Annotated in this window: 21 protein-coding genes and 1 pseudogene; 10 read left to right on the top strand and 12 right to left on the bottom strand. The window is 73.7% G+C overall.

What is annotated here, in order from left to right; genetic code table 11:
• Positions 1 to 53: 53 nt before the first annotated feature.
• Positions 54 to 1,502: a serine hydrolase domain-containing protein gene (locus Dfulv_RS38270; protein WP_259858697.1), complete on the bottom strand. Its 1,449-nt coding sequence runs from the start codon at positions 1,500 to 1,502 to the stop codon at positions 54 to 56.
• A 13-nt stretch (positions 1,503 to 1,515) separates the two neighbouring features.
• Positions 1,516 to 1,992 carry an ArsR/SmtB family transcription factor gene (locus tag Dfulv_RS38265; RefSeq protein WP_259858696.1) on the bottom strand — a complete coding sequence of 159 codons (477 nt, stop codon included), beginning with the start codon at positions 1,990 to 1,992 and terminating at the stop codon, positions 1,516 to 1,518.
• Positions 1,993 to 2,098: 106 nt separating this feature from the next.
• Here Dfulv_RS38265 and Dfulv_RS38260 point away from each other — a divergent pair, with 106 nt between their 5' ends.
• The 9 genes from Dfulv_RS38260 (at position 2,099) to Dfulv_RS38220 (ending at position 8,261) form a co-directional block, all read left to right on the top strand.
• Positions 2,099 to 2,608, top strand: coding sequence for a sigma-70 family RNA polymerase sigma factor (locus tag Dfulv_RS38260; RefSeq protein ID WP_259858695.1), 510 nt, complete (start codon positions 2,099 to 2,101; stop codon positions 2,606 to 2,608).
• Complete coding sequence (locus tag Dfulv_RS38255) at positions 2,605 to 3,279, top strand: zf-HC2 domain-containing protein (RefSeq protein ID WP_259858694.1); 675 nt, start codon at positions 2,605 to 2,607, stop codon at positions 3,277 to 3,279. Before Dfulv_RS38260 ends, Dfulv_RS38255 begins: the two co-directional genes overlap by 4 nt.
• Positions 3,280 to 3,383: 104 nt before the next feature.
• The gene (locus tag Dfulv_RS38250) at positions 3,384 to 3,956 is read left to right on the top strand and encodes a M15 family metallopeptidase (RefSeq protein WP_259858693.1); all 573 of its coding nucleotides are present in this window, start codon (positions 3,384 to 3,386) and stop codon (positions 3,954 to 3,956) included.
• Positions 3,957 to 3,965: 9 nt separating this feature from the next.
• The gene (locus Dfulv_RS38245; protein WP_259858692.1) at positions 3,966 to 4,391 is read left to right on the top strand and encodes a hypothetical protein; all 426 of its coding nucleotides are present in this window, start codon (positions 3,966 to 3,968) and stop codon (positions 4,389 to 4,391) included.
• Between the two features lie 56 nt (positions 4,392 to 4,447).
• Positions 4,448 to 6,067 (top strand): AAA family ATPase, encoded by a 1,620-nt coding sequence (locus Dfulv_RS38240; RefSeq protein ID WP_259858691.1) that lies wholly within the window; start codon positions 4,448 to 4,450, stop codon positions 6,065 to 6,067.
• Between the two features lie 9 nt (positions 6,068 to 6,076).
• Complete coding sequence (locus Dfulv_RS38235) at positions 6,077 to 6,517, top strand: hypothetical protein (protein WP_259858690.1); 441 nt, start codon at positions 6,077 to 6,079, stop codon at positions 6,515 to 6,517.
• Positions 6,514 to 6,726: a DUF2997 domain-containing protein gene (locus Dfulv_RS38230; RefSeq protein WP_259858689.1), complete on the top strand. Its 213-nt coding sequence runs from the start codon at positions 6,514 to 6,516 to the stop codon at positions 6,724 to 6,726. The genes Dfulv_RS38235 and Dfulv_RS38230 overlap by 4 nt, the downstream gene beginning before the upstream one ends.
• The gene (locus Dfulv_RS48470) at positions 6,716 to 7,633 is read left to right on the top strand and encodes a helix-hairpin-helix domain-containing protein (RefSeq protein ID WP_264675832.1); all 918 of its coding nucleotides are present in this window, start codon (positions 6,716 to 6,718) and stop codon (positions 7,631 to 7,633) included. Before Dfulv_RS38230 ends, Dfulv_RS48470 begins: the two co-directional genes overlap by 11 nt.
• 73 nt (positions 7,634 to 7,706) lie before the next feature.
• Entirely contained in the window at positions 7,707 to 8,261 is a 555-nt protein-coding gene (locus Dfulv_RS38220; RefSeq protein ID WP_259858687.1) for a radical SAM protein, read from the top strand.
• Here Dfulv_RS38220 and Dfulv_RS38215 read toward each other — a convergent pair.
• The 5 genes and pseudogenes from Dfulv_RS38215 to Dfulv_RS38195 all read right to left on the bottom strand — a co-directional run.
• Positions 8,245 to 9,756 (bottom strand): RtcB family protein, encoded by a 1,512-nt coding sequence (locus Dfulv_RS38215; RefSeq protein WP_259858686.1) that lies wholly within the window; start codon positions 9,754 to 9,756, stop codon positions 8,245 to 8,247. The genes Dfulv_RS38220 and Dfulv_RS38215 overlap by 17 nt on opposite strands.
• A 226-nt stretch (positions 9,757 to 9,982) precedes the next feature.
• On the bottom strand, positions 9,983 to 10,612 hold the full coding sequence (locus Dfulv_RS38210; protein WP_259858685.1) for a LutC/YkgG family protein: 630 nt from the start codon (positions 10,610 to 10,612) through the stop codon (positions 9,983 to 9,985).
• On the bottom strand, positions 10,609 to 12,084 hold the full coding sequence (locus tag Dfulv_RS38205) for a LutB/LldF family L-lactate oxidation iron-sulfur protein (protein WP_259858684.1): 1,476 nt from the start codon (positions 12,082 to 12,084) through the stop codon (positions 10,609 to 10,611). The genes Dfulv_RS38210 and Dfulv_RS38205 overlap by 4 nt, the downstream gene beginning before the upstream one ends.
• Positions 12,081 to 12,806, bottom strand: coding sequence for a (Fe-S)-binding protein (locus tag Dfulv_RS38200; protein WP_259858683.1), 726 nt, complete (start codon positions 12,804 to 12,806; stop codon positions 12,081 to 12,083). The genes Dfulv_RS38205 and Dfulv_RS38200 overlap by 4 nt, the downstream gene beginning before the upstream one ends.
• Before the next feature lie 83 nt (positions 12,807 to 12,889).
• Positions 12,890 to 13,000, bottom strand: a pseudogene (locus Dfulv_RS38195) (substrate-binding domain-containing protein); the annotation flags it as partial.
• Between Dfulv_RS38195 and Dfulv_RS38190 the strand changes: the two are divergent.
• Complete coding sequence (locus tag Dfulv_RS38190) at positions 12,984 to 13,169, top strand: hypothetical protein (RefSeq protein WP_259858682.1); 186 nt, start codon at positions 12,984 to 12,986, stop codon at positions 13,167 to 13,169. The pseudogene Dfulv_RS38195 and the gene Dfulv_RS38190 overlap by 17 nt on opposite strands.
• Here the strand turns inward: Dfulv_RS38190 and Dfulv_RS38185 are convergent.
• From Dfulv_RS38185 to Dfulv_RS38165, 5 genes are read right to left on the bottom strand one after another with little or no spacing between them, the layout of a single operon-like run.
• Positions 13,138 to 13,785 carry a 4'-phosphopantetheinyl transferase family protein gene (locus tag Dfulv_RS38185; protein WP_259858681.1) on the bottom strand — a complete coding sequence of 216 codons (648 nt, stop codon included), beginning with the start codon at positions 13,783 to 13,785 and terminating at the stop codon, positions 13,138 to 13,140. The genes Dfulv_RS38190 and Dfulv_RS38185 overlap by 32 nt on opposite strands.
• 21 nt (positions 13,786 to 13,806) lie before the next feature.
• Positions 13,807 to 14,826, bottom strand: a complete 1,020-nt coding sequence (locus Dfulv_RS38180) for a hypothetical protein (protein WP_259858680.1) — start codon at positions 14,824 to 14,826, stop codon at positions 13,807 to 13,809.
• 42 nt (positions 14,827 to 14,868) lie between these two features.
• On the bottom strand, positions 14,869 to 15,483 hold the full coding sequence (locus Dfulv_RS38175) for an FMN-binding negative transcriptional regulator (RefSeq protein WP_259858679.1): 615 nt from the start codon (positions 15,481 to 15,483) through the stop codon (positions 14,869 to 14,871).
• A gap of 9 nt (positions 15,484 to 15,492) precedes the next feature.
• The gene (locus Dfulv_RS38170; protein WP_259858678.1) at positions 15,493 to 16,908 is read right to left on the bottom strand and encodes an FAD-dependent oxidoreductase; all 1,416 of its coding nucleotides are present in this window, start codon (positions 16,906 to 16,908) and stop codon (positions 15,493 to 15,495) included.
• Positions 16,905 to 18,080 (bottom strand): polysaccharide pyruvyl transferase family protein, encoded by a 1,176-nt coding sequence (locus Dfulv_RS38165; protein ID WP_259858677.1) that lies wholly within the window; start codon positions 18,078 to 18,080, stop codon positions 16,905 to 16,907. Before Dfulv_RS38165 ends, Dfulv_RS38170 begins: the two co-directional genes overlap by 4 nt.
• Positions 18,081 to 18,100: the final 20 nt, after the last annotated feature.

The following is an 18,100-nucleotide window of genomic DNA, read 5'->3' as shown; positions in this document are numbered from 1 at the left end:
GACACTCCCGCAATGTTCGGTTTGTCAGGCACCACAACTGCATGACCAACGCGTCAGGCCACGGCCCAGGCCGCCAGGGCTGCGCACGCCGCCGATACCGCCGCCGCTGTCCAGCGCCACCAGGGGCGGCCTGCCACCAGGGGCAGCGAGTGCCAGCGCAGCGCCGCCAGGCACAGGGCCAGGGCGGTCACCGTGGCGCCGGCCGACCACAGCCAGCCCGGGGCCGTCAGCCAGTCGCCGACCCGGTACGCGGCGAACAGCAGCACCAGCGACCACACCGCCGACGAGGCGAGACGCACGCGGTCCGACCGGCCGTGCGCGGCCAGGAACACCGTCGCCAGCAGGCCCAGCGCGCCCGCGAACGCCAGGACGACCGCCAGCGGGCCCCGCAGCGCACCCAGGCCGTCGGGGCCCGGCTCCCCGGTGGTCGGGGTGGCGCCGAGGAGTCGCTGGCCGAGCGCGGTGACGCTGCGGTCGGTGTTGCCGAGGACCACGACCCCGCGTCCGCTCGCGCGGTCCAGGCCGACGTAGGCCCGGAAGCCGCCCGTGCCGCCGTTGTGCCAGGTCAGCGTCATGTTGTCGAACCGGGTCGTGAACCAGCCGTAGCCGATCCGATCCTGCTCGCCGGCGTCGAAGCGGGGCTCCGCGGCGTCGGCGCCCGGAGCGGTGCCGTCCCGCAGTGCGACGACCAGCCGGGCCAGGTCCGCGGCAGTGGACCAGACGCCGACGCCGGCCGGTGCCCAACCGGAGCCCTGCCAGGCATCGGTCCGTCGGCCGGCCGCGGTCGAGCCCGAGGCGTGGCCGGCGGGCAGCGCGGCGCCGTCCGGCGTGATCGTCGTGGCGGTCATGCCGATCGGGGTCAGGACGCGCTCGCGCAGCAGTTGCTCGTAGGACACCCCGGCCTTCGCGGCGAGCGCCTGGCCGAGCAGGGCCGCGCCGATGTTCGAGTAGTGCATCGTGCCGCGGGTGCCGCCGGGGCTGGTCCCGCCGACGGCCCGCAGGAGCCAGTCGAGGTCCTGTCCCGCATACGGGTCGGCGCCGCGGATGCTGCCCAGGTAGCTCCCGAAGCCCGGCGGCACGCTCGGCAGGCCGGCGCGGTGGCTGGCCAGCTCGGCGAGCGTGACGTCGCCGACGGGGCCGGAGACCGCCGGCAGGGCCGCGCGCAGCGGGTCGCCGGGGGCGACGGTGCCGGCCGCGATCCGGTCGGCGAGCAGCATGCCGGTCAGGCCCTTGGTCACCGAGCCGATCTCGAACGGGGTGTCCTGCGTGACCGGCCCGCCGTCGCCCCGGTCGCCGATGCCGGCGAACCGCACGCCGGAGGGGTCGATCGCGGCCACGGCCAGTGCGCGGTGTCCGTCCGGGTCGCCGACGGCCCGGCGCAGGTCGGCGGCGAGCGCCGGATCGCCGGTGACCGGGCCGGCCAGGTGGGGCGGGCGCGGCCGGACGAGGAGCGCGACGGCTCCGGCGAGCAGGGTGACGGTGACGAGAACAACGACACGCACGGTCGAACCCCCTTCAGCGGCGCGCGGCCGCCAGGATCACCAGGAGCGGGACGATCCGCTCGGGCGGGATGCCGTAGTGGCCGCGGGAGGCGGCCGGGCGCAACCAGCCGGCGGCGGTGAGCTGCCGCAGGTGGTGGTAGAGCTGGCCGCTGGTGCCGAGCCCTTCGACGTCGGCGAGCTCGGCGGTCGTCCGCCGCCCGCCGAGCACCTCGCGCAGCAGCCGCAGCCGCATCGGGTGGCCCAGGGCGGCGATCGCGGGCGCGAGGTCGGTCCAGTCCTCGTCGAGCAGCCGGGCGACCGGCGTGCCGTGCTGCCACTCGTAGTGCTCGCCGGTCGGCACGTCGACCGCGCCGGTGAACAGCACGGCGCCGGGCGCCTCCACCCGCTCGCGGAGCTGGTCGAGCGCCCAGAAGGCCGAGGGCTCGGGGGCGGCGTGCGCCCCGAAGACCCTGGCCTCCAGCGCGGCGAGGCGCTCCTCGATGCCGGCCATGGTTCCGACGGTACGTAATTACGTAAAAACATTCAAGGCAAAGAAGTTGAACCCGCAACGGTCTGTGGGTGTAGACCCGACGGAGGCGGCTGCGGAAGGGGACCGGGTGACGCGCGACGAGGAGCTGATGACCGCGCTGTACACCGAGCACTACGGCGTGCTGCTCGCCTTCGTCTCGCGGTACGAACGCGACCGCCATCGCGCCGAGGACCTCGTCCAGGAGACCCTCCTGCGCGCCTGGAAACACATCGAGCGCATCGACGTCGGCCGGGACACCACCAGGTCGTACCTGCTGACCATCGCGCGCAACGTGGTGAGCAACGCCTGGCGGGCCGAGCAGCGCCGCCCCCGGCTGGTGTCCGACCCCGACGCGGTCGCCGCCGTCGCCGCCGCCGACAACGTCGACCAGCTCGTCGAGGGCTGGCTGATCCGCGCCGCGCTGGACCGGCTGTCCGTCGAGCACCGCGAGGTCGTGCAGGCGGTCTACTACGACGGCCAGACCGTCGCGGACACGGCCCGCCGGCTGTCCGTCCCCGAGGGCACGGTCAAGTCGCGGACCTACTATGCGGTCCGGGCGCTGCGGGCGGCGTTCGAGGAGATGGGGGTACTGCGGTGAGCGCCGACCACGAGGAGGTCCGTCCGCTGCTGGGCGGATACGTCCTGGGCGGCCTCGACGACGCCGACCAGTTCCGCGTCGACGCGCACCTGAGCACCTGCGCCGGGTGCCGGGCCGAGGCCGACCGGCTGGCCCCGGTGCCGGAGCTGCTCCAGCGTCTGCCGTTCGACCCGGCCGCCACGCCGCTCGAGTCGCCGACACGTGACGGGCTGGACGCCTTCCTCCGCCGCTCGCGTCCGCAGCGGCTGCCGCTGGGCCGGCTCATCGGCGTCGCCGCGGCGGTCGCGGTGGTGCTGGCCGTCGCCGCGCTCGCGCTCTGGCCGGGCAGCGCGCAGACCCCGCACGTCGCCGTCTCCGCCTCCGCGACCGCCGGCACCGTCGTGCGGTTCGTCGCCGCGGCCGGCAGTGGCCTGGCCGGCCAGGCCACGCTGACCCCGCGGCAGTGGGGCGTGTCCGTCGCGGTCGAGCTGTCCGGGTTACCGGGCGAGGGGCCGTTCGCGATGCACGTGGTGGACCGCGGCGGCCAGGCCGAGCAGGCCGCGTGCTGGGGCCGCACCCGGACCGCGTCCGCCCGGGTCACCGGGGCCAGCTCCATCCAGCTCGGCAACGTCGACATGGTGACGATCTCCGATCACGACGGGCACCTGCTGGGCACGGCGAAGGCCGTCTGAACCTCGGCGAGGGTGTGCAGGGCGTGCGGCACGTCATCAGGATCGCCTGAGGGGTCGGCGAACGTAACCCTCAGGTTGCCGTTCGGGTGGCCGATGGTGGCGGCGTGGAAGGCATCGCCAGCATCGCCACCCGGGTGGCCGAGATCCGCACCCAGATCGCCGCCGTCCACCCGCCACCGGCGAACACCGCCGCGACCGCCGCCGCCTCCGCGAGCACGGCCTCCTTCGCCACCGCGGCCTCCTTCGCCACCGCGGTCACGGAGGCGGGCCGGGCCCTCCGCACTCCCGAGGGGGTGCCGGCCGACCTGGCCCGCTACGGCAACGGCCGGATTCCCGAGTCGGCCCTCCAGCGGGTCGGTGACACCGGCCACCGGCTGTGGGCGCCCGCGGCCGCGTCGCTCGAGGCGCTCATGCGGGCCGCCCGGGCCGACGGCGTGACGATCGGCATCACCGACTCCTACCGCTCGTACGCCGAGCAGGTCGACCTGGCCCACCGCAAGGGCCTCTACTCGCAGGGCGGCCTGGCCGCCAAGCCGGGTACCAGCGACCACGGCTGGGGCATGGCCGTCGACCTCGACCTCGACGCCGGGGCCCAGTCCTGGATGCGCGCCAACGCCGGGCGCTTCGGCTTCGTCGAGGACACGCCGCGGGAGCCCTGGCACTGGAAGTACCGCTAAAGTCGCGGGGTGGCCCTGCTGGTGACCGTCCATCTCGCCCTGGTGGCGGTGTGGGCCGGTGCGATGGGCTACAGCCTGCTTGTCGTCCAGCCGAAGGCGGCCCGCTTCTTCACCGACGACGACCAGCTCGAAGAGTTCCTCATGACGCTCGCACACGGCAACCGGTGGCGGGTGGTCGCCCTGCTCGCGGCCCTGATCCTGACCGCCGTGGCCGCGCACGACCGGCTCCCGGTCCTCGTGCTCCTGCCGCTGTACCTGTGTGCCGCCGCCATCTTCGCGAACGTCTCCTGGCGGCACTGGCCCGCGCGGGTCTTCGCGCTGCCGGCCGAGCGCCCGGCGTTTCGCCGCAGCCTGCGCCGCCAGGCCTGGGCGATGACCGTCCTCGCCGGTGCCGCCTTCCTGACAGGGCTCGCGACAAGCACCGGACTTCTCTGACCGCAAAGCGATCTTAGAGTCGGGGCATAACCGGCCCGGAGCGAAGCGGAGGACGCATGACCGGTTTCCGCAACGACCTGGCCCAGCTGTTGAAGGCCAGGTTCCCGGTCCTCTACGTGGAGTCCTTCGAGGAGCACCGGGTGCTCGCCGAGCTCGCCGCCGTCGCCGGCGACGCGGCGCTCATCCGCACCCCGCGGCCGATGTGGACCTGGTCGGCGACGACCGGGCTGCTGCAGCCTGACGGGGCGGCCCGCCAGCACACCATGGAGCCCGACAACGCCCTCGACGCGGTCCTGCGCATCCAGGAGCCCGGCCTCTTCGTCTTCCGCGACCTGCACAACTCGCTCGGCGGTGACATCCCCGCCCTGCCCACGGTCGTGCGGCGGCTGCGGGACATCGCCACCGCCTTCAAGAGCGGCGCCGTGCCGCGCACCCTCGTTGTCGTCGCGCCGATGCTGCGCATCCCGCCCGACCTCGACAAGGACGTGACCATCGTCGACTTCCCGCTGCCGACCGAGGCGGAGATCCGCGGCGTGCTGGAGTCGATGATCGCGAACAATGCGGCGGGCGGGCGGATCCGCATCGACCTCGACGCGGTCGGCCGCGAGAAGTTCGCCAAGGCCGCCGTCGGGCTCACGCTCCACGAGGCGGAGAACGCCTTCGCCCGCGCGATGGTCAACGACGGGATCCTCGACGTCCACGACCTCGGCGTCGTGCACGAGGAGAAGCGCCAGACCGTCCGCAAGTCCGGGCTGCTGGAGTTCGTCGCCGCCGACGTGCGCCTCGCCGACGTCGGCGGCCTGGAGAACCTCAAGCGCTGGCTCGCCAAGCGGGACAACTCATGGCTCGCGGCCGCCGCCGACTACGGCCTGCCGGCGCCCAAGGGCGTGCTCATCACCGGCGTGCCCGGCTGCGGCAAGTCGCTGACGGCCAAGGCGGTCGCCGCCGCATGGGGACTGCCGCTGCTCCGGCTGGACATCGGCCGGGTCTTCTCCGGGCTCATCGGCTCCAGCGAGCACAACATGCGCGCCGCGATCCGCACGGCCGAGGCCAGTTCGCCCTGCGTCCTGTGGGTCGACGAGATCGAGAAGGGCTTCTCCAGCGGTACGGGCAACGACAGCGGCACGTCGTCGCGTGTCTTCGGCACGTTCCTCACCTGGATGCAGGAGAAGACCAAGCCGGTCTTCGTCATCGCCACCGCCAACGACATCGAGCGGCTGCCGCCGGAACTGCTGCGCAAGGGCCGCTTCGACGAGATCTTCTTCGTCGACCTGCCCACCCGCGCCGAGCGCACCTCGATCTGGAACGTCCACCTGAGCCGCCGCCTCCGCAAGCCCGCGGTCGCCGGCGGGCTCACCCTCGACGACGCGCTGCTGCGTGAGGTCGGCGACCTGACCGCCGGATACTCCGGCGCCGAGATCGAGCAGGCGGTCGTCGCCGGGCTGTTCGACGCGTTCTCGGAGCGCCGCCCGCTGCGCCGGGACGACCTGGTGCGGGCCGTGAGCGCGATGGTGCCGCTGAGCGTGACCCAGGCCGAGAAGCTTGACGAGATCCGGCTCTGGGCGAAGACCCGCGCGGTCGCCGCGACCGCGGCCGAGGACTGGGATCCGGGCGAGGAGCCGCCGACCGCTCCCATACCGGTCGTCCCGCGCCACGGCCGGACGCTGGAGATCTAGGGGTACCGCATGAGCATCTCCCTGCTGCTGATCCCCTTGGCGGTGGCGGCCGTCTCGGCTCGCGCCGCAGCCGTCAGCGCGGACTCCAGGACCGTGTGCCGGGTGCAGACCCGCATGCGCGACACCTCCCTGCTGGCCGAGGCGCTGCGCGCGTGCGCGGCGGAGGTCTCCCGCGACGGCGACGACCTGGTGGCCGACTGGGCCGGCGTGCGGACCCGGTTCGGCCGGGACGCCGAGGGCATCTGGACCGCCCATTTCACCGGTGACGTCGACGAGGCCCGGGCGGTGGAGATCGTACGAGCGGTCGACGCCGCCTACGGCCGTCAGGTGCAGCAGGCGGTCCTCGCCCGGCTGCAGGAGCGGGCCCCGGCGGCCGGCCTGCGGCTCGAGTCGCGCACCGTGACCCCGGACGCGGCCGTGCGCCTGGTGTTCGCCGTGGAGCAGGTGTGAAACGTATCGTCGTGACCGTCGCCGCGGACGGCACCGTGACCGCGGAGACGCTGGGCATCCTCGGCCCGGCCTGCCTCGACTACGTCACCGTGCTGGAGGACCTGCTGGAGGCCCGGGCCGTGCAGAGCGCCTTCACGGCCGACCACACCGCGAGCGGCACCACGACCGCCACCCACCGCGCCAGACAGGAAGACCACGATGTCCTTTAGCCGGAAACTGCTGAACAGCTGGTGGGTCCTGCTGTCGCTGCTCGGCCTGGGCTGCCTGAGCGGCCTCGGTCTCCTGGTCATCGGCCTGCGCGCCCGGCGCCCAGCGTGGTCGGTGAGCGGCCTGGGCTACATGCTGGCGACGTGGGCCGTGTTCATCGCCTTCGAGCGGGTGGACCGCGACTCGGCGGCCAGCGGGAACCTCGCGCTCACGTTCTTCGGGCTCTGGCTGGCGAGCATCATCCACTCCCTGATCGTGAACCCGGGGTGGCTGCGCTGGCAGGAGGCGCGGCAGGCCGCGGCGGCCCGGCGGCTGGCGCCGCCCCCGTCGTTCCCACCGGCTCCGGCGGGTTTCGGCCCGGCCCCGTTCGGTTCGGCTCCGGCCACGGCGGTCCCCGGTGCGCCGGCCCAGGTCGCGCCGCCGCCCGCGTTCCCGGCCACGCCGGCGCCGGCCCAGGCCGCGTTCCAGGTCACGCCGCTGCCGGCCCAGGCCGCGTTCCCGGCCACGCCCGCGCCGGTCCAGGCCGGGCCGTCGTCCCCGTTCCCGAGCACGCCCGTGCCGTCCCCGTTCCCGAGCACGCCCGTGCCGTCCCCGTTCCCGAGCACGCCGGTCGGGTCCGGCTTCCCGGATCCGGCGTCTGGCCTCCCGGGCGCGGGCGCGGCGCCGGTGTTCGGGCCGGTCGACGTCAACACCGCCACGGCGGCCCAGCTGGCCGGGTTCGGCGAGTTCGACCTGGCCCGCGCCGAGCGGATCGTCGCCGAGCGCACGGCCCGTGGCGGCTTCGGGTCGATCGAGGAGTTCGCCGTCGTCGCGCAGCTGGCCCCGCACCAGTTCGCCCGGCTGCGGCACCAGGTGCGCTGCGGCCCCCGCCCCGACAACCCGTCCGCCGGCCGTGTCCTCGACGTCTGAGGACCGCGTCCGGATCGGGAGGTATCTCGCACGGACCCGCGCTGAGGGGCCGGGTGAGCGGACAGCAGTGTGGGTGCAGGGCTGCACGATCCGCTGCGCGGGCTGCTTCAACCCGCACCTGTGGACGTTTCGCGGCGGCGCGGAGTGGACGGCCACGGCCCTGCTGGAGCGCATCCTGGCCGAGGAGACCGGCGGCCTGACGCTGCTCGGCGGGGAACCGTTCGACCACGCTGCCCCGCTCGCCGCGGTGGCGGCCGGCGTCCGGGACGCCGGCCGCTCCGTCATGACCTTCTCGGGCTACACCACGGCGCAGCTCGACGCGGCCGTCCGCGGCGGACGGACCGGTGTGGCAGCGCTGCTGGCGGCCACCGACCTGCTGATCGCCGGCCCGTACGTGGCCGGGCTCGTGGACCGCGCCCGCCCGTGGGCCGGCTCCACCAACCAGGAGTTCGTGCTGCTCAACGACCGCTTTCCGGACCTGCTGGCCGCGGCGCGGTCGACCCCGGACCGCCTGGAGATCACCGTGGCGGCCGACGGCCTCGTGTCGGTGAACGGCTGGGCCGACGACGACACGCTGGACGCGCTGCTCCACGACCTCGGCCGGCGCACGGTCAGCCCTTCACCGTGAGGATCGGGCGAAGCTCGGCGACCGGCAGGGCGACCTCCGCGCGGTGCAGGCTCTCGACCACCGGGCCGACGTCCTTGTACGCCCACGGCGCCTCCTGCTTGAGGTCGCGCCGCCAGGCGTCGACGACGTCCCGGCGCGCGGCGACCGCCGGATCCCGGTGGTCGAGCGGCGTGACCACCCGGAACTCGCGCAGGAACGCGTCGAGCTCCGCGTCGCCGCCGCGCGACGCCGCACCCCGCGGGATGCTGCGCCCGGCACCGTGACAGGCGCTGCCGAGGGCCCGGGTGTTGCCGAGGCCGCGCAGCAGGTGGCTCGGCGCGCCCATCGAGCCGGGCACGATGACCGGCTCGCCCCACGGCGCGGCCGGGCTCGGACCGTCCGCGGGCGTCGCACCCTTGCGATGCACCACGGTGCCGTCCGGGCCGGGCCACAGCAGGTTGTGCGGCGCCTCGTAGACCAGCCGCGACTCCAGCTCGCCCGCCACGCTCGCGAGCCCGGCCCGCAGCATCAGCGCGAGGAAGAACCGGTTGCCGATGGCGAAGTTCGCCGCGTTGGCGAACGCGGTCAGGTAGCGCTCCCGCCGCGCCGTGGTCGCCTCGTCGAGGAGCATCGGCAGGATCCGGTTCGCCGGCAGCGGTACCGAACGCGGCCACGCCGCCCGCGCCTGGTCCTGCCCGGTCGCGTTGGCCTGGTGACCCAGCGACAGCGAGCCGCTGTGCACCATCAGGACCACCCGGCCCGGCGCGAGGCCCCAGGCGTAGGCGGCCGGCCCGTCGTGGACCGCCGAGACATACTGCAGCTCGGCGAAGTGGTTCCCGCCGCCGACGCTGCCGATGATGCTGTCGTAGCTCGTACCGCCGCCGCTCGTGATCCAGTCGCGGAACCCCTCCGCGGACCGGGCCGGCCACCCGGCGGCGTGCATGGCGGCGACGTCCTCGTCGCCGAGCTGGGACCAGGCCCCTTCGGGCTCGGCCGGCACCGGCTCGGCGAGCAGGCCGGGCAGGCCGTGGCGCAGCAGGCCTTCCCGGTGGGCGGCGGTGAGCCCGATGCGCCGGCCGCCCTCGAAGAACAGGTGGCGGAGCTTCCGTTCGAGCGCGTCGAGGTGCGGGCGGACCCGGTCGACGGTGAGCGAGGTGACCTCCACCCGCATCCCGCAGTTGACGTCGTTGCCGACCGCCTGCGGGATCAGCGCGCCGCTCGTCTGCAGCACGGTGCCGATCGGGATGCCGGCGCCCTTGTGGAAGTCGGGCGTGCACACCACCCGGTCGATGCGCGGCTCCCGGTCGAGCCCGGGCGTGGCGGCGGCGAGCGCCTCCAGGGTGCGGGCGGTGTCGAGCACGGTGAGCAGCTCGTCGATCGCGGCGGACTCGATCGGCACGTCGGCGCCGGCGCAGATCTCCACCGGCACGCCGAGCGGGTTGGGCAGCGCGGCCCAGGCGTCGTCGAGCCGGGTGAGGCGGGGGTCGGGTCGTCTGGTGGTCTTGGACAAGGGCATGCAGGGACCTTTCGTGGCTGTCTGAGGGAACGCGGCACCGGCACGCGGCACGGTGGGTGCCACGCGATGCGTTTGGTGATGTGCCTGACGGTTCAGCAGCCGCGAGGTCGGCGACCAGGATAGGCCACGGCATCGCCCGCGAGCGATCGATTTGTCCGGTCGCTCCGTCCCGGCACTCGCGGCAACCGCAGCGAGCGCTGCGCTGGGCCGGGGTGCCGGGCCGGTGCTACTCGGGGTGGACCAGCAGGACGACCAGGGTGCGCGGGCCGTGGACGCCCTCGACGCGGTTGAGCTCGATGTCGCTCGTCGCCGACGGGCCGCTGATCAGGGTCAGCGGGTTGGTCGGGGTCAGGCGGGCCAGGAGGTCCGGCACGGTCTGGACGACCTGGTCCGCCCGGACCACGCAGAAGTGCCGGTCGGGGACCAGCGTGATCGCCCGGCGGCCCTGGTCCGGGCCGCCGTCGAGGGCGATCGTCCCGGTCTCCGCCACCGCCGCCGCGCACGCGGTCAGGACACCCGCGATCCCGTCGAGGGCCGCCGCGTCGAGCGTGCCGTCGTCGACCACCGCGCCCTCGACACCCCACTCGGGCGGCAGGCCCGGAGGCACGATCAGCCGCCCGCCGGCCGGCAGCGCCCCGGCCAGCGTCGAGCGGAGGTCGGCCGGCAGAGCGGCGGGGGAGGTGCGGATCACCGTCGCCTTGTAGTCCTCCAGCCGGTCGACCAGCTGCTCGAGGAGTGCCGGGTCGCCAGGGGGCAGCGAGCCGGCACGGCGGTAGTCCCGCGGGGTCTCCGGAACGACCGGGGCGGGCCCGAGCGCCGTGCGGATGCGGGCCAGCACGTCGTCCCGCGCGGTCACGACGCGCTCCTGGCGGCGCGGGACTTCCACCACTCGCGGAACGTCTGGGCCGGTGGGCGGGGCAGGTCGCGGCTCGCGGTCCACGCCGACAGCGGCGGCGGCAGCGCCGAGATCCGGTCGCGGCGGCGGCCCAGGACCCGCCCCAGCCGCATCAGCCGCTCGCCGCCGCGGAACCGGCCCGGCCGGGCCATCACCCAGGACATGGCGGCCATGCCGATGGCCTCGGGTGACGGTACCGCCCGCTTGGCACGCTCCTCGACGTGCTCGGCCCGCAGGTGGACGAGCAGGCTCGGGATGTCGATCCGCACCGGGCAGGCGTCGAAGCAGGCGCCGCAGAGGCTGGAGGCGTAGGGCAGCGACGCGTTGTCCTCGACGCCGGTCAGCTGGGGGCTCAGCACCGCGCCGATCGGGCCGGGGTAGACGGAGCCGTAGGCGTGGCCGCCGGTGCGCTCGTACACCGGGCAGACGTTGAGGCAGGCGCTGCACCGGATGCAGTGCAGCGCGGAGCGGCCGGTCTCGTCGGCGAGGACCGCGGTCCGGCCGTTGTCAAGCAGGACGAGGTGGAAGTCCTGCGGGCCGTCGCCGGGCGTGACGCCGGTCCACAGCGACGTGTACGGGTTCATCCGCTCGCCCGTCGACGAGCGGGGGAGCAGCTGGAGGAACACCTCGAGGTCGGTCCACGTCGGGACGACCTTCTCGATGCCCATCACCGTGATGAGCGTCTGCGGCAGGGTCAGGCACATCCGGCCGTTGCCCTCGGACTCGACGACGGCGAGCGTCCCGGTCTCGGCGACGGCGAAGTTGGCGCCCGACACGGCCACCCGCGCCGTCAGGAACTTCCGCCGCAGGTGGGCGCGGGCGGCCATGGCAAGCTGGCGCGGCTCGTCCGTCAGGTCCGGGTCGACCCCCGGCATCTCGCGCAGGAAGATCTCGCGGATCTCCGCGCGGTTGCGGTGGATGGCCGGCACCAGGATGTGCGAGGGCTTGTCGTGGCCGAGCTGGACGATCAGCTCCGCGAGGTCGGTCTCCCAGGCCGCGACGCCGCCGGCTTCGAGGGCCTCGTTGAGCCCGATCTCCTGGGTCGCCATCGACTTGACCTTGACGACCTCGTCGGCGCCGGTGGCCCGGACCAGGTCGAGCACGATCCGGTTGGCCTCGTTGGCGTCGCGGGCCCAATGGACCGTGCCGCCGCGGGCCGTGACCTCCCGCTCCAGCCGCTCCAGCTGGGTGTCCAGGGTGGCCATCGTGTGTGCCTTGATCGCCTCGCCGGCGCGACGCAGCTCCTCCCAGTCGGGCACCTCACCCACGACCGCGGCGCGCTTGCCGCGGATCGTGCGGGTGGCGTGGCCGAGATTGCGCCGCAGCTGGTCGTCGGCCAGTGCCTTGCGGGCCGCGACCGGGAACGGCTCGTCGCCGCGCAGGTGTCCGACGCCGCGTGGGGCGACCGTGGGCATACCGAGGAAGGTCGTCATGTCGCCGCCAGGATCTCCGCGAGATGTACGGGACGTGTCTCCACCGACAGCCGGGAGAGCCCGCCACCGATGTGCATGAGGCAGGACGAGTCACCCGCCGACACGAACTCGGCCGAGGTGGACAGCACGTTGCGCAGCTTGTCGGCGAGCATCGCCGCGGACGTGTCGGCGTTCTTCAGCGCGAACGTGCCGCCGAAGCCGCAGCACTGCTCGGCCTCGGGCAGCTCGACCAGGTCGATGCCGCGGACCTCGCGCAGCAGTCGCAGCGGCCGGTCACCGACGCGCAGCATGCGCAGCGAATGGCAGGTCGGGTGGTAGGTGACCCGGTGCGGGTAGCGCGCGCCGACGTCGGTGACCCCGAGGACGTCGACCAGGAACTCGGACAGCTCGTAGGTGCGCGCGGCCACGTCCTCGGCACGCGAGGTGAGCTGCGCTTTCCCGGCCCGGCGGGCGACCTCGGCGTGCTGGTGGCGGACCGAGCCGACGCAGGAGCCGGAGGGTGCGACGATCGCGTCGAACGGGTCGAAGGTGCGGACGTGGTGCTCCACGAGGCGGACGGCCTCGCGACGGTACCCCGTGTTGATGTGCATCTGCCCGCAGCACGTCTGCGCCTCGGGGAACACCACCTCGTGCCCGAGCCGCTCGAGCAGCTCGACGGTGGCCTTGCCGACCTGCGGGAACATCGCGTCGGCGAGGCACGTGACGAACAGCGCCACGCGCATCGGTCACCGCCCTTTCCGGACTGGACGATCAGATCAGGCTGGAAGACGACGTGCCGGTGCCCGTGGCGGCCGCCATCCTCGATCTCCTCGAGCAGCAGGGCAGCGGCGGTGCGGCCGAGCTGCTCGCGGGGCTGACGCACGGAGGATAACGGCACGGCGGCCACGGCGGCGAACCCGATGTCGTCGTATCCCACGATCGCCACGTCCTGCGACACCCGGCTGCCCCGCCTGGGTCATCTCCTGCAGCACGCCGAGTGCCAGCAGCTCGTCCAGGCCCGGGCCCTCGGCGTGGTGGGACCGGATCTCGACGCGATGCGCGCCCGGTCCAGCGTCATCGGACCACCACGCCGGCGCTGCGGATGAGGTCCGGGGTCACGTGGAAGCGGCCCTCGAAGCGGGACGGGGCGCCCGGCGTCTTCACCAGGCGGGACGGCAGGATGCGCGCCTCGAAGGTGCCGGCCGCCACGTCGATCGTCAGGTGGGCGTCGTGGAAGTCGAGCCAGGTGCCCACGATCGGCGACCACAGCTTGTACACGACCTCCTTGGCGCTGAAGTGCACGGCCGGCCACCAGTCCTCACCGGGCCGCTCGGCGCACCAGGCGAGTTCCTCGGGCAGGCAGATGGCCCGGCGCACGTTGACGGGCAGGATCGTCCGGCGTTCGGCGTCGATACCGACCGCCCGGACGTCGGGGTCGCGAGCAACGGCCGCCGCGCAGTAGCCGGCGGTGTGGGTGATGCTGCCGGTCGTGCCCGGCGGCCAGATCGGCGCCCGGCTGTCCGAAGCGGGCAATGAGTGGCCGTCGATGCCCAGGCGGCGCAGGGCGCGCCGCGCGCAGACCCGGCCGGCGGTGAACTCGCGGCGGCGGCTCTCGACCGCGCGGGCGCTCAGCCCTGCGGCCTCCGCCGGCAGTAACTCGCCGTTGTAGTCGGCCTCGGACGCCGTCTCGACGGCGACGAAGTCGGGGAGCAGATCACGCACAGCGCCGACCGTATCCGAGGTTCACTCGGCGTCCGGCGCTGCGCGGGGCAGGAACAGGCCGCCCAGGACCGCGCCGGCCAGCGCCGTCAGCACGACCACGCCGCTCCACAGCTCCTCCGTCCAGGTCACGCCCAGCGAAACCTGGACACCGATCAGGTGGGTCGGCCAGACCAGCAGCGGGATCAGCACGCCGACGGCCGGCGGCACCAGCCGTCCGCGCCTTGCCGCGACCCACTGGACGGCGACGTCGGCCAGGACGGCGCCGATCAGGGGGTACAGCTGGGCGGAGAGGTGCTCGAAGTCGCGGAGCACGCCGTTGGGCACCGCCGCCGCCGTCACCACCAGCGTGATCAGGCCCACCGGGACACGGCCCAGGCGGCTCCACACGAAGAGCGTCGCGCCGACCATGAGGACGGAGTAGGTGAGGTACTGCGCCAGGCCGAGCACCTGGGCGTCGCGGAACCCGCTGGAGCCGGCCGGCGCGTCGGTGAACGGCGACAGGTAGTTGAGGAAGAAGGCGGCCACCGCGGTCGCGCTGATCATGCAGATGAGCACCGGCACGTCACCGGCCAGGCCCGGGCCGGACCGCTTCGCGGCCGCCGCGCGGATCGGGGTGGCGATCATCAGCGAGCCGGCGGTGAGCAGCAGCAGGTGCGGCGGGCTGAGCAGCGCCTCGATGTTGACCTCGATGCCGAGCAGCGTGTGCCACGTCATGTCGACGGCGCCGCCGACGGCGAAGAGCACGGCGCCCAGGACGCCGAGGCCGTAGCCGGCCGGGAACCAGTCGCGCACCGGGCCCATCGGCCGGCCGCGCCAGAGCGCCGGCGGGACCAGGGTCAGCGTCAGCACCGTATAACCGCTGTAGAGCACCCCGTGCCACGGCGTGAAGAAAGTCTCCAGCTCCGGCACGTGGGAGTGGGCCCAGCCGTCGAGGTAGAGGCCGCCGGTCAGCCACAGCGTGGCGAGCGCCACGAGCAGCTCACGCCGGTGTGTGGAGACCGGCCGGGTCGCGATGGTGCGGTCGGTGACGGTGGTCGCCATCCATCGATCCTGACGCATCGGGACGATTCACACAGCCCCGTTTCAGATATCGATGCGGCGCAGGAGGTGGGCGCGGGCCGCCAGGTCCATCGGGCCGGACCGGTCGGCCAGTCGGCCGGCCAGGATCCCGCGGTGGTCGGCCGCCTTGTTGCCGCCGTACTTGAATTTCGCCGTGACCGACGTCACGGTCAGCTCGACGCCGCGGATGCCGGGCAGCAGCCGGTCGTCCGCGGTCACGGGGTCGCGGTCGACCCCCGGCTGGAAGTGCGCGAGCTGCCGGCCCAGCAGCTGTGCCTTCTCGTCGCGGTCGTCGATGACGCGGACGTCGCAGGACAGCTGCACCGAGGCGTAGTACGAGGTCGGCACGCCGCGTCGCGGGTCGGTGCCGGGCCCGGCGTTCCAGTCCGAGGGCACGTAGACGTAGTCGCCGATCACCGTGAGCAGCGCCCGCGGGTGCTCCTCCAGCAGGGGCCACACCGGATTGGGCCGGGCCAGGTGCAGCCAGACGGTCGAGGCGCCGTCGAAGAGGAAGTGCGTCGGCACGACGACGGGCAGGTCACGCGCGCGGCCGGGCGCGACGAGCTGACCGAAGTCCTGGTCGGCCAGCCACTGCCGCCACTCGTCCGGCCCGGCGGCGTCCCAAGGGTGTACGAGCACATCCGGAGTCTACGGCCCGGGCAGGCTCGCCCCCTGGGCCCGCAGCACCCGCTGTACCTGCTCCGCCGAGATCTCGCGGGGCGCCTTGCCGGTGCGGGAGGCGAGCGCGGCGCACACACCGGCCGCCTGACCTGTGGCCATCGAGATCGGCATGATGCGGTACGAGCTGTGCGCCACGTGGTCGCCGGAGATGCACCGCCCGGCGACCAGCAGGCCGTCGACGTCGCGCGGGAGCAGGCTCCGCAGCGGGATGTCGTAGGAGGCGCCCTGCGGCAGCCGGCGCAGTATCGTGCCCCGTCCGTTGGGGTTGTGGATGTCGACCGGATACGCGCCGCGCGCGATCACGTCGTCGAAGTTCCGCGCGGTCAGCACGTCCTCGCCGGTCAGCTGGTAGTCGCCGAGGACGCGGCGGGTCTCCCGCACGCCGACCTGCACGCCGCTCTGGATGACGTAGGAGTCGCCGAAGCCCGGCACCCGGTTGCGCAGGAAACGGGCGATCTGCGCCATCTGGTGATGGGTGACCAGTTCGGCCCGCGTCAGGTCCCAGACGCTGATCCCCAGGCCGCCGAAGCGCGTGGAGTTGACCGAGACCTCGTCCGGGTGCGGCGTGGCGAAGAACAGGATGTCCTCGCGCGGCAGATCCAGCTCACCGGCGTCGCGGGCGATCCGGATCAGGTCCCACAGCCCGTGCACGCCCCGCCACTGGTCGGGGTGCTCCCGGACGTACTCCAGGAAATCCTCGCGGTGGAAGTTGCCGACGCGGAACATCAGCGTCATCGGCTGGGTCAGCCCGTCCTCCGGGCGCCCGATCTCGTAGGGCGCGCCGGCCGCCGCGGCCAGGTCGCCGTCGCCGGTGCAGTCGACGACGACGTCGGCGTCGAGCACGACCGGGCCGGACTTGGTCTCGAACACGCACCGCGACCCGCCGTCGGGCAGCGTCATGAAGTCGGACGCGAACGAGTGCAGCAGCAGCCGCACCCCGCAGCCCTCCAGCATGTCGTACGTGACGAGCTTGAACAGCTCCGGATCGAACGGCACGGTGTAGCCGGTGTCCCTGCTCGGCTGGATCGCGCCGCCGGCCCGGACGAGCCGGTCGAGCAGCATCCACAGCACCCCGGCCACGACCGGCTCGCCCTCACCGTGGTCGGTCGGCAGCAGCCGGTTGTCCTCGCCGGCGACCGCCTGCTTGATCTCGTTGTGGAAACTCATCAGCGGCATGACGAGCGCCGCGGTCGCGTTGCCGCCGAGAAAGCCGTACCGCTCGACGAGCACGACCTCGGCGCCTGCCGCGGCCGCTCCCATGGCGGCTCCGAAGCCAGCCGGACCGCCACCCACCACCAGCACTTCGGTGTGCCCGCCGTGCACGGCGGACCGCGGCGGCAGCTGTACCTTCGGCAGCCCGGCCGGAGCGCGCAGACCGGTCACATCGCCACCCGTTCCGGCGCCGGCGTGGTCTTGTGGCCGTTGAAGGTCGACAGTTGCGGCGCGATCCGGTCGAGCTGCGCACCGAGGCGCCGGCCGGTCTCCGTCGCGCGTTGCCGCAGCGCCGCCACGCGTGCCGCGATGTCCTCCATCCGCTCCGGGCGCTCGTCCCACAGCCGGTCGACCTGCGCGAGCAGCGGCCCCGCCGCCTCCCGTACCACACCCCGGGGAACGGGCGCGCCGATGCGCTGGGCGAAGTCGAACACCTTCCCGGCGTACGGCAGCGCGAGCAACGGCACTCCGGAGAGTGCCGCGAAGATCAGGAAGTGCAGCCGCATGCCGACCGCCAGGTCGAGGTGCCGCATGAGGTCGAGAATCTGTCCGGGCCGGAACTCACCGTGCAGCACCCGGCAGTGCTCCGCCGCCGTCATGCGGGACAGCACCGCGTGCGCGTGCCGTATGTCGGAGCGCTCCATGGGCACGAACAGCAGCGCCGCGTCGAGCCGGTGCACGATGAAGTCCCCGACGTGGGCGAGCAGCTGGTGGTATTCGTCAGCAGCCAAGTGCTGGGCGGCGCGCCCCGGTTCGCGGACGCTCATCCCGACGACCCGCCGGCCCGGCGGCAGGGAGTCGTGGAGGAGGCCGACGTTGAACTCCTCCGGTTGCAGCAGTAGCGCCGGGTCCGCGGTCACGGTCACCCGGCTGGTCACCCCCGCCTCCTCGAGGGCGACCTTGGACTCTTCGTCCCGGACCGTCACCTCCATCGCGGCGGACAGCGTCTCGCGGGTCAGGGTGCAGTCGAGGTCCTCGGTGAGCGGGCCGGCGCCCAGCGCGTACGTGAACACCGGCACCCGTTGCTCCTGCGCGGTGCGTACGACGCGGAGGTATCGCCGGGCCTCTGTGTCGTACAGAATCCCGCCGCCGCCGAGGACGAGCAGGTCGAGCCGGGCCAGGGCCTCCGCGGTCCGGTCGCGGCTCACGCCCTCCCACGGCGCGACGGTGACGTCCGGATGTGCCCGTGCGGTGTGTTCGGGGTCGCGCGAAAGCACCAGGACGTCCGTGTCGGGCCGCCGTGCTCGCAGGTCGGTCAGCAAACTGGTCAGGATGGCTTCATCGCCGAGGTTGTAGCCGCCGTACGAGCCGAGGACGCCCACTCTGGGGCCGTGTTCCGTCATCGCGCGCCTCCTTCCGCCGC

Origin of the sequence: Dactylosporangium fulvum (assembly GCF_025137375.1) — a bacterium.
GTDB lineage: Bacteria > Actinomycetota > Actinomycetes > Mycobacteriales > Micromonosporaceae > Dactylosporangium > Dactylosporangium fulvum.
This window is presented reverse-complemented; position numbering and strand designations above follow the sequence as displayed.

Excerpts from the sequence above, each read along its gene's own strand:
- Dfulv_RS38265 (WP_259858696.1), bottom strand. The coding sequence starts at position 1,992 with ATGGCCGGCATCGAGGAGCGCCTCGCCGCGCTGGAGGCCAGGGTCTTC.
- Dfulv_RS38240 (WP_259858691.1), top strand. The coding sequence starts at position 4,448 with ATGACCGGTTTCCGCAACGACCTGGCCCAGCTGTTGAAGGCCAGGTTC.
- Dfulv_RS38235 (WP_259858690.1), top strand. The coding sequence starts at position 6,077 with ATGAGCATCTCCCTGCTGCTGATCCCCTTGGCGGTGGCGGCCGTCTCG.
- Dfulv_RS48470 (WP_264675832.1), top strand. The coding sequence starts at position 6,716 with ATGTCCTTTAGCCGGAAACTGCTGAACAGCTGGTGGGTCCTGCTGTCG.
- Dfulv_RS38215 (WP_259858686.1), bottom strand. The coding sequence starts at position 9,756 with ATGCCCTTGTCCAAGACCACCAGACGACCCGACCCCCGCCTCACCCGG.
- Dfulv_RS38205 (WP_259858684.1), bottom strand. The coding sequence starts at position 12,084 with ATGACGACCTTCCTCGGTATGCCCACGGTCGCCCCACGCGGCGTCGGA.
- Dfulv_RS38200 (WP_259858683.1), bottom strand. The coding sequence starts at position 12,806 with ATGCGCGTGGCGCTGTTCGTCACGTGCCTCGCCGACGCGATGTTCCCG.
- Dfulv_RS38190 (WP_259858682.1), top strand. The coding sequence starts at position 12,984 with ATGTCGTCGTATCCCACGATCGCCACGTCCTGCGACACCCGGCTGCCC.
- Dfulv_RS38180 (WP_259858680.1), bottom strand. The coding sequence starts at position 14,826 with ATGGCGACCACCGTCACCGACCGCACCATCGCGACCCGGCCGGTCTCC.
- Dfulv_RS38165 (WP_259858677.1), bottom strand. The coding sequence starts at position 18,080 with ATGACGGAACACGGCCCCAGAGTGGGCGTCCTCGGCTCGTACGGCGGC.